The organism is Novosphingobium sp. ZN18A2 (genome assembly GCF_036784765.1).
Taxonomy (GTDB): domain Bacteria; phylum Pseudomonadota; class Alphaproteobacteria; order Sphingomonadales; family Sphingomonadaceae; genus Novosphingobium.
The window spans coordinates 2,412,849-2,425,801 of sequence record NZ_CP136651.1 but is presented as its reverse complement, the minus strand read 5'-3'; the positions used below and the strand labels follow the sequence as shown (position 1 = coordinate 2,425,801).

The following is a 12,953-nucleotide window of genomic DNA, read 5'->3' as shown; positions in this document are numbered from 1 at the left end:
GCATTGGCTTGCTGCAAAGCTTGCAAACCGAACCTTCATGCACAATTCTACGCGCACCCAACCGGCAGAAATCCGATGCCGTTCCAGCGGAAAACTCGGACTTGCAACCGCCGGACTGCGAGCGAGACCCATGCCGAACATCCTGTTCTTCGAAGATATCGCGATCACCGACGTCTCATCGGTGGGCGGCAAGAACGCATCGCTGGGCGAGATGGTCCGCGAACTCGGCAAGGCAGGGGTGCGGGTCCCGGCAGGCTTCGCGACGACGGCACAGGCCTATCGCGACTTCATCGCCGTAAACGGACTCGAGGCCGTGATCGGCGAACGGATCGACCGATACCGTGCCGGCAAGGCGAGCCTGCAGGACACGGGCAAGGCGATCAGGGAAGCGTTCCTGTCCGCCGCGATCCCGCAGGACATCGCCGACGAGATCCGCGCCGGATACAAGAAGCTTGGCACCCGTCTCGGGGTCGGGGACGTGGCGGTCGCCGTGCGCAGTAGCGCGACGGCCGAGGACCTGCCCGGCGCCAGCTTCGCCGGACAGCAGGAAACCTTTCTCAACGTTCGCGGCGGGCGTGCGCTGCTCGATGCGTGCCTGCGCTGCTATGCCTCACTCTTCACCGACCGGGCGATCAGCTATCGCGAGGCGAAGGGCTTCGGTCATCTCGATGTCGCGCTCTCCATCGGCATCCAGCACATGGTGCGTTCGGACCTTGCAGGCTCGGGCGTGGCCTTCACGCTCGACACCGAGACCGGGTTTCCCGACGTCGTGACGATCAGCGCGGCCTGGGGACTGGGCGAGACGGTCGTCCAGGGGATGGTCGACCCCGACAAGTACGTGGTCTTCAAGCCGTTGCTTGGTCGCAAGGGCGTGCATCCGGTGATCGAGAAGGTGTGCGGCGCTAAGGCGATTAAGATGCTCTACGCCGAAGGCGGCAGCAATCGCACCCGAGTGGTCGAGACCAAGCCCGCCGAGCGGCGCAAGATTGTTCTCAAGGACCACGAGATCGTCGAACTGGCGCGCTGGGCTGTTTCGGTCGAAGTGCATTACGGGCGGCCCATGGACCTCGAATGGGCCAAGGACGGCGAAACCGGATTGCTCTATCTCGTCCAGGCGCGGCCCGAGACGGTGCAGGCCATTCGCAGCCGGACCCGGTTCCGCGCCTATCATCTGAAGGCCAAGGCGCTCCCGCTGATCACCGGCGCGGCGATCGGCTCGGCGATCGCTTCGGGCGAGGCTTGCGTGATCCGCGACCCGTCCGAGATCGAGGCCTTTCCCGACGGGGCGATACTGGTGACGGGCAACACCGATCCCGACTGGGTTCCGGTGATGAAGCGCGCCGCCGGCATCGTCACTGACCACGGCGGCAACACCAGCCACGCGGCCATCGTCAGCCGCGAACTAGGCGTACCCGCTGTCGTTGGCACGGGCAAGTCGACGTCGACGCTCAGGACCGGCCAGCACATCACGATATCGTGTGCGAGCGGTGAAACCGGCGCGGTCTATGACGGGCTGCTCGCGTTCGAGAGCGAGGAGATCGACCTCAACACGCTGCCAGAGACGCGCACGCAGGTGATGGTGAACATCGCCGACCCCTCGGCCGCGTTCCAGTGGTGGCGCCTGCCCGCGATGGGCGTGGGGCTCGCCCGCATGGAATTCATCATCAACAACCTCATCAAGATCCATCCCATGGCGCTGCTCTGCCCGGAGCGGGTGAGCGAGGAGGACAGGCGCCTGATCCGGGACATGACCAGCGACTACGCCTCTCCCACGGAGTACTTTGTCGACAGGTTGTCACGCGGAATAGCCAAGCTAGCGGCGCCCTACTATCCGCATCCCGCGATCGTTCGTCTGAGCGACTTCAAGACCAACGAGTACGCACACCTGATCGGCGGCTCGGCGTTCGAGCCCAGGGAAGAGAACCCGATGATCGGGTTCCGGGGCGCTTCGCGGTACTACGACGAACGCTACCGCGAGGGCTTCGCGCTCGAATGCCGGGCGCTTAAGCGCGTACGCGAGGAACTGGGTTTCGACAACGTGATCGTGATGGTTCCCTTCTGTCGTACGCCCGGAGAGGCCGACAAGGTGCTGGCGGCCATGGCGGAAAACGGTCTCGCCCGGGGCGAAAACGGCCTGCAGGTCTATGTGATGTGCGAAGTTCCCTCGAACGTGATCCTCGCGGACGAATTCGCGAAGCGGTTCGACGGCTTTTCGATCGGATCGAACGACCTGACTCAACTGACGCTCGGCATCGACCGCGATTCCGATCTTCTGGCGCCGATGTTCGACGCGCGCGACGAGGCGGTCAAGCGGATGGTATCGCAAGCGATCGCGGCGTGCCACACGGCCAGTATCAAGATCGGTATCTGCGGCCAGGCGCCCAGCGATCATCCTGATTTTGCAGCCTTCCTTGTCGGGGAGGGCATCGATTCGATCTCGCTCAATCCCGACAGCTTTGTGCGCACGATCAGCTCGATCGCGGCGGCGGAGGGAGCGGAAGGCTGAACGATCATGGCCAAGCCATGATTTGACCGCATATACTACGATCCAGAAGTGCTGAGCGCATAGCGAGGCCAGAGACATGAGCACGATGGACAGAGCCGATTGCGATGACGGGACGGCCGTCATCACGGTTGAGGGCCTGCATGGCCTGATCGACGCCCTGCGCTCCGAAGGCTATCGGGTCATCGGCCCTACGCTGCGCGACGATGCCATCGTCTATGACGATATCGCCGGGCCCGACGACCTGCCTCGCGGCTGGACCGACCGGCAGCAGGCAGGGCGTTACGCACTCGTCCGCCGATCCGACGACGCCTTGTTCGGCTACAACGTCAGCCCGCATTCTTGGAAGAAGTTCCTCTTCCCGACGTCCGAAACCCTATGGCGCGCAGAAAGGGGCGACGACGGCACGATGACCTGCGCTGCACCTTCCCCTCCTTCGGAGAAGTTCGCCTTTGTCGGCATGCGTGCCTGCGAGCTGCACGCCGTTTCGATCCAGGACAGGGTTTTATGCGAAGGCGACCATGCCGACGAGCGCTACGCGTCGCGGAGGAAGAGCGCGTTCCTTATCGCGGTCAATTGCGGACAGGCTGGGGGCACGTGCTTTTGCGCGTCGATGGGCACCGGGCCGAGAGCCGAGGGCGGTTTCGACTTGGCACTGACCGAACTGATTGGGGGCGGCGCGCACCGCTTCCTGATCGAGACCGGCAGCGCCGCGGGGACCCGGATTCTTGCCTACTTGCCCAAGGAATCGGCATCGGCATCGGATATCGCAGCGGCGGCCGCCGTCTCCGAAAATGCCGCCGAACAAATGGGACGCAGCCTCGAAACCGATGGTCTCAAGGACCTGCTGCAAGACAATCTCGATCATCCCCGCTGGGCCGATGTCGCAGACCGCTGCCTGACATGCGGCAATTGCACGATGGTGTGCCCCACGTGCTTTTGCAGCACTGTGGAGGATCACACTGATCTCGAAGGCAAGTCGGCGGAGTGCATACGCAAGTGGGATTCGTGCTTCACGCTCGACTTTTCCTTCATCCACGGCGGCGGCGTTCGCGCTTCGGCGAGGTCGCGCTATCGCCAGTGGATGACGCACAAGCTGGCGAACTGGATCGACCAGTTCGGCACTTCGGGCTGCGTCGGTTGCGGACGATGCATAACCTGGTGCCCGACCGGCATCGACCTGACCGAGGAGGCCGCCGCGATCCGGGCGACGCCGATGGAGGCGGGCTCATCATGATCATCGAGGCCATGGCGCAAATCCTTTCCAAGCATTCCTTTTTCGCGGATTTCCGGCGCGAACACGTCGATCTCGTGGCGGGATGCTCGCGCAATTGCCGGTTCGACGTTGGGGAGTACCTGACGCGCGAAGGTGAACCGGCCGACCATTTCTACCTGATCCGGCACGGCACGGTGTCGCTCGAAGTCAGCGCGCCCGGCCATCCCCCGATCGTCATCTCGACCCTGCGCGAAGGCGAAATCGTAGGGGCATCTTGGCTCGCCCCGCCATACCGTTCGATGTTCGATTCGCGCGCGATGAAACTCACCCGGGCGATCGTCATCGACGCGAAGTGCCTTCGCGGGAAATGCGAGGAAGACCACTTCCTCGGCTACGAAATGATGAAGAGCGTCCTCGCCATCATGATCGAGCGTCTGCAGGCGGCGCGGATGCAAATCCTCGACGTCTACGGTTCGTGACGATGGAGGCACCGGTCCGATCGCGCGACCCGCACGTCCCGCAACCCTATCGCGTCGCGGCGGTCCGGCGCGAGCTTGCCGACGTCGTGACGCTCGAGATCGAGCCTCTGTCCGGCCCGCGTCCCGGGTTCGTGCCGGGTCAGTTCAACATGCTTTATGCCTTCGGCGTTGGCGAGGCCGCCATCAGCATCAGCGACGAGACAAGCGGCGCCGCGGGCTTCGTCCATACGGTCCGCACCGTCGGCGCGGTGAGCGAAGCGCTTGCAGGACTGCGGGCCGGTGCGAGCCTGGGACTGCGCGGCCCGTTCGGCACCGGCTGGCCCGTCGCAAGCGCCGAAGGCTCTGACGTTGTGATCGTTGCCGGCGGACTCGGCCTCGCGCCGCTTCGCCCCGCGATCGAGGCGCTGCTGGCCCGGCGCGAGCACTACGGCAAGCTGGTCATCCTTGTCGGCTGCCGCTCGCCCGACGCCATTCTCTATCGCGCCCAACTGGAGCACTGGCGCCAGCGGCTCGACATCGACATCGAAGTCACGGTCGACCATGCCGGCACCGACTGGCACGGCAATGTCGGCGTCGTGCCATCACTTGTGCGCCGTGCCGCCTTCGATGCAGATGATGCCATTGCACTCGTCTGCGGCCCCGAAGTGATGATGCGTTTCACCGCGAGCGCACTTCAGGAAGCCGGCCTTCCGGCGGACAAGGTGTTCCTGTCGATGGAGCGCAACATGAAATGCGCAGTCGGCCTGTGCGGTCATTGCCAGTTCGGCCCCACATTCGTGTGCAAGGACGGCCCGGTAATGCGGCTCGACAGGATCGCGCCGGTTCTCGTGGTGAGGGAGATCTGAATGGCCGGGCCGCAACGCCCCCGCCTCGCGGTATGGAAGTTCGCCTCGTGCGACGGATGCCAACTCTCGCTGCTCGATTGCGAGGACGACCTGCTGGCACTGGCCGGGGCGGTGGAAATCGCCAACTTCCCCGAGGCGTCGAGCGCGATCGTCGAAGGCCCTTACGACCTCTCGCTGGTCGAGGGTTCGATCACCACGCTGCACGATGCGCGGCGCATCCAGGAAGTGCGCGCGCAGTCGAAGCATCTCGTCACGATCGGCGCCTGCGCGACCGCGGGCGGCATCCAGGCGCTTCGCAATTTCGCCGACGTCGCTGACTTCGTCGCGGCGGTCTACGCCTCGCCTGAATATATCGACACGCTTGCAACCTCGATGCCGGTTTCCGCCCATGTCGCGGTCGATTACGAACTGCACGGTTGCCCGATCAACAAGGTGCAGCTTCTGGAGGTGATCAGCGCCTACCTCGCGCACCGGAAGCCCGTGATCGCCACGCACAGCGTCTGTATTGAGTGCAAGCAGCGCGGCACCGTCTGCGTCATGGTCCAGGGAACGCCCTGCCTCGGCCCGGTCACCCATGCCGGCTGCGGCGCGATTTGTCCGGCGTACCGGCGTGGCTGCTATGGGTGCTATGGACCGATGGAAACGCCTAACATGCAGGCGCTCACAAAGGAATGGCGCGATCTCGGCGCCAGCCCGCGAGACGTCGAGCGAGCGCTTCGCACCTTCAATGCATGGGCCGAGCCATTCCGGCAAGCGAGCGGTTCGCATGACGACTAGGACGATCAAGGTCGATAACCTCGCGCGCGTCGAAGGCGAAGGCGCGCTCGACCTCACTATCGAACGGGGTAAGGTAACAGCCGCGAACCTGCGCATTTTCGAACCGCCCCGCTTTTTCGAGGCGCTGTTGCGGGGGCGGGGTTTTGCCGAGCTGCCCGACATCGTCGCGCGGATCTGCGGCATCTGCCCGGTCGCCTACCAGACGAGCGCTTCGCAGGCAGTCGAGGACGCGTTCGGTGTCACCGTCGACGGCCAGCTTCGCCCGCTGCGCCGCCTGCTCTATTGCGGCGAATGGATCGGCAGTCACGCGCTGCACGTGGTCATGCTCCACGCGCCCGATTTCCTCGGCTTCCCCGATGCCATTCGCATGGCCGAGAAATACGGCGACGCAGTTCGTCGTGGCTTGGCGCTAAAGAAGGCGGGCAATGCGCTGATGGCGCTGCTGGGTGGACGCGAGGTCCATCCGGTCAACGTGCGGCCTGGAGGCTTCTATCGTGTGCCGACCAAGGCGGACCTTGTTCCGATCCGCGAGGAGTTGGCCCGCGCGCGAGACCTTGCTTTCGACCAAGTGCGCTGGGTTGCAGGATTTACCTTCCCCGAGTTCGAACAGGACTATGAGTTCGTCGCAATGTGCTGTCCCGACGAATATCCGATTGCCCAAGGGCGGCTGACCTCGAACTGCGGCATCGACATCGATATCGCCGACTACGACGACGTGTTCGAGGAGCGTCAGGTCGAACACTCGACCGCGCTCCATTCGATGGTCCGGCAGCGCGGCGCCTACCTTGTGGGGCCACTCGCTCGCTATGCACTCAACCGCCACCGCTTGCCGCATTCGGTCCGTTCGCTGGCGGGCGAGGTGGGCCTCGCGACGGCCTGCACAAATCCCTTCCGCAGCATCGTAGTGCGCGCGCTGGAGATCGCCTTCGCCTGTGAAGAGGCACTGACGTTGATCGCGGACTACGAACCGCCGGACCGCCCAGCCGTGCCGATCGAACCTCGCGCAGGCGTCGGCTTCGGCTGCACCGAGGCCCCGCGCGGCATCTGCTGGCACCGTTATGAGTTCAATTCAGAGGGAACAATTGTCAGTGCGCGGATCGTGCCACCGACGTCGCAGAACCAGCCGCGGATCGAGGCGGACCTTGCCGCGGTCGCGGCGCCGCTCGCGAGCGAGCCCGACGAGATCATTCGCGCGCGCTGCGAATTGGCCATCCGCAACTACGATCCATGCATTTCCTGCTCGACGCACTTCCTGAACCTGTCGGTCCACCGGACATGAGCGCCACGCGCCTCGGCGTGCTTGTCCTGTGCGTAGGCAACCGGGATCGGGGCGATGACGGATTCGGTCTCGCCGTTGCAGACCGGCTCGAAGGCTACCTGCCGAAGGGCACTAGGCTCATTCGGTGCTCCGGCGACGTACTTGGACTGATCGAAGACTTGAGCTCTTGCGAAGCTCTTGTCTGCGTAGATGCCGCTGCACCGATAACGGTCCCAGGAACGATCCATCGCATTGATCTGGGTAGTGAGGACTTGCCGAGCGACCTGGACATGGTGTCCAGTCATACGTTCGGGCTGACCGAGGCGATCACACTGGCGCGAGCACTTGAACTTTCGCCGCCCAAGATTGTTGTGTTTGCCATTGAAGGCTGGAGCTTCCAACTCGGCGCGCCGATGACGCCGCAAGCCCTGCAGGCGATCGGTCCGTTGGGAGCTCGCGTCCTTGCCGAGGTGCAGGGGCTGCTGGCAAAAGCTGGTTGCTGCACCGTCAAAGCAAATGCACCGCCGATTTCCAGATAGTCTAAGAGCAAAGCCCAGCCATCTTCGAGCTATCTTGGTTCATTTATTGATCTTTATATGTTCAGCCGGCACTGTCAGGCCAAACGCACCCGATTGACGGGTGAGGCGGCGAGGGTAGGGCAGAGCGATGCCTCGCCCCCGCAAGCCAGCCTCGCCATTCCGGTATTTCAACTCGTCACCCGAGGTGATCCGCCTCGTGGTCATGATGTATGTTCGGTACCCGCTGTCGCTGCGGAATGTGGAAGACCTGCTGTTCGAACGCGGGATCGACATCTGCCACGAAACCGTGCGGAATTGGTGGAACCGGTTCGGCCCGCTGTTCGCGGCCGATATTCGCCGGCAGCGAGTGAACCGGATGCGCGGCTTCCGCCACTGGCGTTGGAATCTGGACGAGATGTACGTGAAATTGAACGGCGAGATGGTCTACTTGTGGCGCGCGGTCGACCACGAAGGCGAGGTCCTGGAAAGCTACGTTACCAGGACGCGGGACAAGCCTGCGGCGTTGCGTTTCATGAAGAAGGCGCTGAAGCGACACGGCAGGGCGGAGGCCATCACTACCGACGGCCTGCGCTCTTACAAGGCAGCGATGACCGAGCTCGGTTGTGCACAGAAGCAGGAGGTTGGTCGCTGGGCCAACAACCGTGTCGAGAACAGTCATTTGCCTTTCCGACGACGCGAGCGGGCAATGCTCCGCTTTTGACAAATGAAGAGCCTACAGAAGTTCGCCTCGGTTCACGCCTCCTTCCACAACCACTTCAACTCCGAACGTCACCTCGTTGATCGACAGACCTATAAGATCCGCCGCTCGGCCGCCCTGGCCGAGTGGCAGAACCTCATGGGGTGAGCCATGGCGCGGGCAGCGGGCCGTCTGACCAGCGGAGAGCGGTTTGGGTTAGACTGACAGCTCCCACTCCGCCGTTGAACACGCCTGAATTGTTGATCATCACGGTCTTAACGCGCGGGTCGGCAGCCAGTTCGATCGCTTGCAGGCCACCGCAACTGTGCCCGGCCACAGCGATTTCATGTGTCGCGATGCGACCGGAATAGGAGCCGCCGCTTCTGGTGTTCTGGGCAATTGCCCAGTCGATGCCAGCGCGCACGTCCTGGGCCGAGGTCCTGGGAGCGGGCATCTTTCCATCGGGTCCGGGCCCATCAAAAGGCAAGTGCGGCAGCCTTGCTGACGGACCGCTGCGGATTTGGCCAGGGGCGACCACAAGGTAACCGTAGGACGCGATCTCTTCGAGGTGGAGGCGGGCGCTTGCGCCATCGTCGAAGCAGCCGCCATTGCCCCATGCAAGCACCGCCAGCTTCCGGTCGCCCATGCCGTCGAGGTCCCGTGGCCGATAGATGACGTGGTCGGGGAGCGACGGATCGGTTGTCATGATCGCGGGGTAGGGTCCGTCGCCGGACGTATCGGGCATCGCATCATAAGCAGCTTGAGCCTTCTGCATTGCCACGAGGTCGAGCTTAGGTGCTTCCTGAGCGCCGAGTCTGGCTGCAAGAACAGCAGCGAGGGCAGTGATGGAAAGCGCCGCTGAGATTTTTGCGATCCTCGACATTTTCATTCTCTCGCGCGCTTTGCTAGGGCATTGCAAGCGCTTGCGTCGAACACTAGCATTGCTATGGCAAATTACAATCTGTGCCGGGAGAAATCGTCGCCATGCAAGTCCTCGCAAATATTCTGGAACAACCTTCCGGCGGGGCTCCAGCGTGAGTCATCTGTTTCTTGCAACCGGTGATCTCGCCATGGATCGCGACGATTACGACGAAAGCTTCGTCGCAACGCGGGACGCGCTGTGCGCGGCCGATATTGCATTCGGCCAGCTCGAAACGAGCTTTGCAGAACGCGGCGTCAGGCTGCCGCAGGCCAGGCACGCGGTTCTGGCTCGCCCCGATGGGGCGGCAGCGCTGGGCCGCGCAGGGTTCGATTGCATTTCAATGGCCGGCAATCACTGCATGGACTGGGGCGCGGAAGCGTTCTTTGAAACACGCGCCAACCTTGAGGCCGAGGGTATCCGCATAGCCGGGGCGGGCGGCAACATTGCCGAGGCCCGCAAGCCGGCATTGTTTACGTTGGGGGACGGTACGCGCATTGCCGTGCTCGCCTATTCGAGCATCCTGCCGCACAGCTATTGGGCAGACGAACGCCGCCCGGGTTGCGCGCCGATGCGCGCCTTCACGGTTTACGAGCAGATCGAGCACGATCAACCCGGCACGCCGGCAAGGATACACACCTATCCTCACCGCGAAGACCTTGCTGTGCTTGAAGACGACATCCGCAAGGCGAAAACGAATGCCGATCTGGTCTTCGTGTCATTGCATTGGGGAATTCACTTCGTGCGCGCAGAGATTGCCGATTACCAGCGCGATGTGGCGCGTGCCGCCATCGCCGCTGGCGCGGACGCGATCCTTGGCGGACACGCGCACATTCTCAAGGGTTGTGAAGTCATCGACGGCAAGCCTGTCTTCTACTCGCTGTCGAACTTCGCCACCGACTTGCGCATGGACGAGGCGCACGCCGCGTCGAAAAGCTGGAACGAAATCCGCGTGCTTGCCGAAGAGTGGGAGCCGGACTTCGAAGGGCTCTACAATTTCCCGGTTGCCTCGCGTCTCGGCATGGTCGCGCGGATCGAGATTGAACAGGGCAAGATGATCCGCGCGGGCTTCCACCCACTCCATATCGACCGCGATGCGGTGCCTCGCTTCGCAGCAGCCGACAGCGAAGAGTTCGCGCAGACGATCGATTACATGCGCGCTGTGACCGAAGAGGCTGGGCTGAACGCAACTTACAAGGTCGCTGGCGATATCGTCGAAATTGAGGGCGTGGCATGAAGCGGAGTCCGATCCTTGCCGTGCCGCTTGAACTCTGGGTCGTCTTCTACCTGTTGAGCTACCTGCCCAACGTGATGGTGACCAAGTACATCACCTCAGTGCCGCACGGTGGGCTGGGCAGGGCGCTGACCGGGCTGGAGACGCTGCCTGCCTCGCTCATCATCAATATGGTACTGACCTACGCCTTCATCTGGCTGTCGGGCTGGCACCGCGATGCGCATGCGGTCGACTTCGGTGGTGCCCGGATACCGGTGCCGACGCGATACACGCTGCTTTCGGGGATGGGCACGGCCCTGATTCTCTTCACGGTGCCGCTGTCGTTCACCTTCCAGGGGGTGAGCATACCTTTCATCCAGCTGTTAATGCGCGGCGATATCCTGGTCATCGCGCCGTTGGTGGACTTCATGTTCGGTCGCCGCGTGCGGTGGTGGAGCTGGACCGCGCTCGCCATGGTTCTGCTTGCGCTTGTGATAACGCTGACGGATCGCGGTGGGCTGAACCTTCCGCCGATAGCGATCGTCACGGTCGTGCTCTACACGCTGGGCTATTTCATCCGGTTGGCGGTCATGACCAAGATCGCCAAGAGCGGTGACCCGGCCTCGGTCCGGCGCTATTTCGTCGAGGAGAAGATGATCGCACTTCCCATGTCGGTGGTGGCTTTGGGGCTGCTTTCGGCCTCGGGCATCGGCGGGCAGTCGGATGAGCTGGCCTGGGGCTTCGTGAGAATATGGAGCGATCCGGCAATCTGGTCACTGGCCTTCATCGGCTTCACCCTGACGATCATTTCGGTGATCTCGATCATCATCCTGCTCGACCCGCGCGAGAATGCCTACTGCGTGCCGCTTGAACGTGCGGCGAGCCTTGTCGCGGGGGTCGGCGGATCGGTTCTTCTGGCGACCCTTTTCGGACTGCGCGCGCCGCGACCGGCCGAGCTTGTGGGGGCGGGCATCCTGATTGCGGCGATCGTTTTGCTGTCTGTTGCTCCGCGCATTGCCACTTCGGCGATGCGGGCGCGGGCGGAAACGAACTGAATGCTGCGATTTCAGGCCGATGCAACGAGATAGGTGGCAAGCTTTGTGAGCGTGATCAGCGACCAATTGAGCGAGTGGGTAGCCGGTCTAGCGTTCGATGACTTGCCGGAGGCGACGGTCACGGCCGCCCGGCGTGTGTTGCTTGACGCGTCGGGCGTAATGATCGGTGCGAGCGGCCTGTCAGCCGATGTGCGTCCCTTTGTTGACCTGGCAACCAGCGATGGCCCATGCGCGATCCTCGGCACCGGCATGAAGGCGCTGCCGCAGATGGCGGCGATAGCGAACGGCGCCATGGCGCACGCGCTGGATTTCGAGGATGCGTTCGATCGCGCACCCGGTCATCCGAACGCCAGTCTGGTTCCTGCCCTGCTGGCGCTTGCGCAGTCTCATGGACCCTTAGACGGAAGGCGCTTCCTCACGGCGCTGGTCGCAGGGTGCGAGGTATCTTGCCGACTGGGCCTCGCATTGAGAAAGCCGTTGGAGGATGGAGGCTGGTATCCGCCTCCGATCCTCGCCGGACTCGGCGCTGCAGCTGGCGCGGCCAGCCTGCTCGGAGCCTCGTCAGATCAGGTGCGTGATTCCATCTCGCTTGCCCTTTGCCAGGTGACCATGCCGGGCGAAATAAAGCATAGTGCAGGCACGGTGATCCGCGCTGTGCGCGAAGCTTTCCCGGCGCAGGCCGCCGTGCAATCAGCGCTGCTAGCCCTTGCAGGTGTCGCAGGGTTCGAGCAACCGCTGGAAGGGCAGGCAGGGTTCTTCGCGCTCTATGCGGATGGCCGGTTCGATCGGGATGACCTCGTGGGCGGCCTTGGTCGGCGCTTCTGGATCGACGAACTGACTTTCAAACCATGGCCCAGTTGCCGCGGAACTCATCCCTTCATTGAAATGGCGCTCGCGCTGACAGGCGAACACGGCTTCGACGCATCCGACGTGATCTCTGTTGAAGCGGGAATAGACGAGGTGCAGCGCATGCTCGTCGAACCGGCCTCGCGCAAGGCGGCACCCAGAACGGCAATAGATGCGAAGTTTTCCATCCCCTTCACAGTAGCGCTAGCGCTCAATCGCGGTAGGGTGGGGCTGGACGATTTTTCTTCAGTTTCGCTGGCCGATCCGGTTGTTTTGGGGCTAGCCGCCCGTATCAGCGCACGACAGGACAATTCGGCAGGCCGCTTGCGTGGGGTGGGCGGCTCACTGCATATCGCCCTGAAGGATGGCCGCCGCATGAGCGCTTCGCGCGATACCGCTTTGGGAAGCCCGGAAAATCCGCTTGACGAGTCCGCGTTGGTGGAGAAGTTCTCCGATTGCGCCGCGCGTGCGGCGGTCCCGCTCGATCACGACGCGGCAATGGACCTTGCCGAGCAAATTCTAGCCCTCCAAACTTGTCCTGACGTTGGCGCGCTTTTCACCTAGGCTGTGGTGACATTTTAGGGATTCACGGCGGCTGAGATTTCTGATTCAACGCTGGCTTTTGGA

At 63.1% G+C, this 12,953-nt stretch carries 11 protein-coding genes and 1 pseudogene; 11 read left to right on the top strand and 1 reads right to left on the bottom strand.

Features of this window, described 5'->3' with window-relative positions; all coding sequences use genetic code 11:
• Positions 1 to 130: 130 nt before the first annotated feature.
• The 8 genes and pseudogenes from ppsA (at position 131) to RXV95_RS11490 (ending at position 8,461) form a co-directional block, all read left to right on the top strand.
• Positions 131 to 2,506 (top strand): phosphoenolpyruvate synthase, encoded by a 2,376-nt coding sequence (ppsA, locus tag RXV95_RS11525; RefSeq protein WP_338466198.1) that lies wholly within the window; start codon positions 131 to 133, stop codon positions 2,504 to 2,506.
• Between the two features lie 76 nt (positions 2,507 to 2,582).
• Positions 2,583 to 3,740 carry a 4Fe-4S dicluster domain-containing protein gene (locus tag RXV95_RS11520; RefSeq protein WP_338466196.1) on the top strand — a complete coding sequence of 386 codons (1,158 nt, stop codon included), beginning with the start codon at positions 2,583 to 2,585 and terminating at the stop codon, positions 3,738 to 3,740.
• Positions 3,665 to 4,198, top strand: a complete 534-nt coding sequence (locus RXV95_RS11515) for a Crp/Fnr family transcriptional regulator (RefSeq protein WP_338466195.1) — start codon at positions 3,665 to 3,667, stop codon at positions 4,196 to 4,198. The genes RXV95_RS11520 and RXV95_RS11515 overlap by 76 nt, the downstream gene beginning before the upstream one ends.
• Positions 4,199 to 4,200: 2 nt before the next feature.
• A complete protein-coding gene (locus RXV95_RS11510; RefSeq protein ID WP_338466193.1) occupies positions 4,201 to 5,043 on the top strand; it encodes an FAD/NAD(P)-binding protein in 843 nt (280 codons plus the stop codon).
• Positions 5,044 to 5,820 carry a hypothetical protein gene (locus RXV95_RS11505; RefSeq protein ID WP_338466192.1) on the top strand — a complete coding sequence of 259 codons (777 nt, stop codon included), beginning with the start codon at positions 5,044 to 5,046 and terminating at the stop codon, positions 5,818 to 5,820. It abuts the gene before it with no gap.
• Positions 5,810 to 7,099 carry a nickel-dependent hydrogenase large subunit gene (locus RXV95_RS11500; protein WP_338466191.1) on the top strand — a complete coding sequence of 430 codons (1,290 nt, stop codon included), beginning with the start codon at positions 5,810 to 5,812 and terminating at the stop codon, positions 7,097 to 7,099. The genes RXV95_RS11505 and RXV95_RS11500 overlap by 11 nt, the downstream gene beginning before the upstream one ends.
• Positions 7,096 to 7,617: a hydrogenase maturation protease gene (locus RXV95_RS11495; RefSeq protein ID WP_338466190.1), complete on the top strand. Its 522-nt coding sequence runs from the start codon at positions 7,096 to 7,098 to the stop codon at positions 7,615 to 7,617. Before RXV95_RS11500 ends, RXV95_RS11495 begins: the two co-directional genes overlap by 4 nt.
• A gap of 127 nt (positions 7,618 to 7,744) precedes the next feature.
• Positions 7,745 to 8,461: pseudogene (locus RXV95_RS11490) on the top strand (IS6 family transposase).
• Here the strand turns inward: RXV95_RS11490 and RXV95_RS11485 are convergent.
• Positions 8,451 to 9,176 carry a hypothetical protein gene (locus tag RXV95_RS11485; RefSeq protein ID WP_338466189.1) on the bottom strand — a complete coding sequence of 242 codons (726 nt, stop codon included), beginning with the start codon at positions 9,174 to 9,176 and terminating at the stop codon, positions 8,451 to 8,453. The pseudogene RXV95_RS11490 and the gene RXV95_RS11485 overlap by 11 nt on opposite strands.
• Between RXV95_RS11485 and RXV95_RS11480 the strand changes: the two genes are divergently transcribed.
• From RXV95_RS11480 to RXV95_RS11470, 3 genes are read left to right on the top strand one after another with little or no spacing between them, the layout of a single operon-like run.
• Positions 9,139 to 10,449, top strand: a complete 1,311-nt coding sequence (locus RXV95_RS11480) for a CapA family protein (RefSeq protein ID WP_338466188.1) — start codon at positions 9,139 to 9,141, stop codon at positions 10,447 to 10,449. The genes RXV95_RS11485 and RXV95_RS11480 overlap by 38 nt on opposite strands.
• 20 nt (positions 10,450 to 10,469) lie before the next feature.
• A complete protein-coding gene (locus tag RXV95_RS11475) occupies positions 10,470 to 11,480 on the top strand; it encodes a hypothetical protein (protein WP_338466187.1) in 1,011 nt (336 codons plus the stop codon).
• Positions 11,481 to 11,525: 45 nt separating this feature from the next.
• The gene (locus tag RXV95_RS11470; protein WP_338466186.1) at positions 11,526 to 12,890 is read left to right on the top strand and encodes an MmgE/PrpD family protein; all 1,365 of its coding nucleotides are present in this window, start codon (positions 11,526 to 11,528) and stop codon (positions 12,888 to 12,890) included.
• Positions 12,891 to 12,953: the final 63 nt, after the last annotated feature.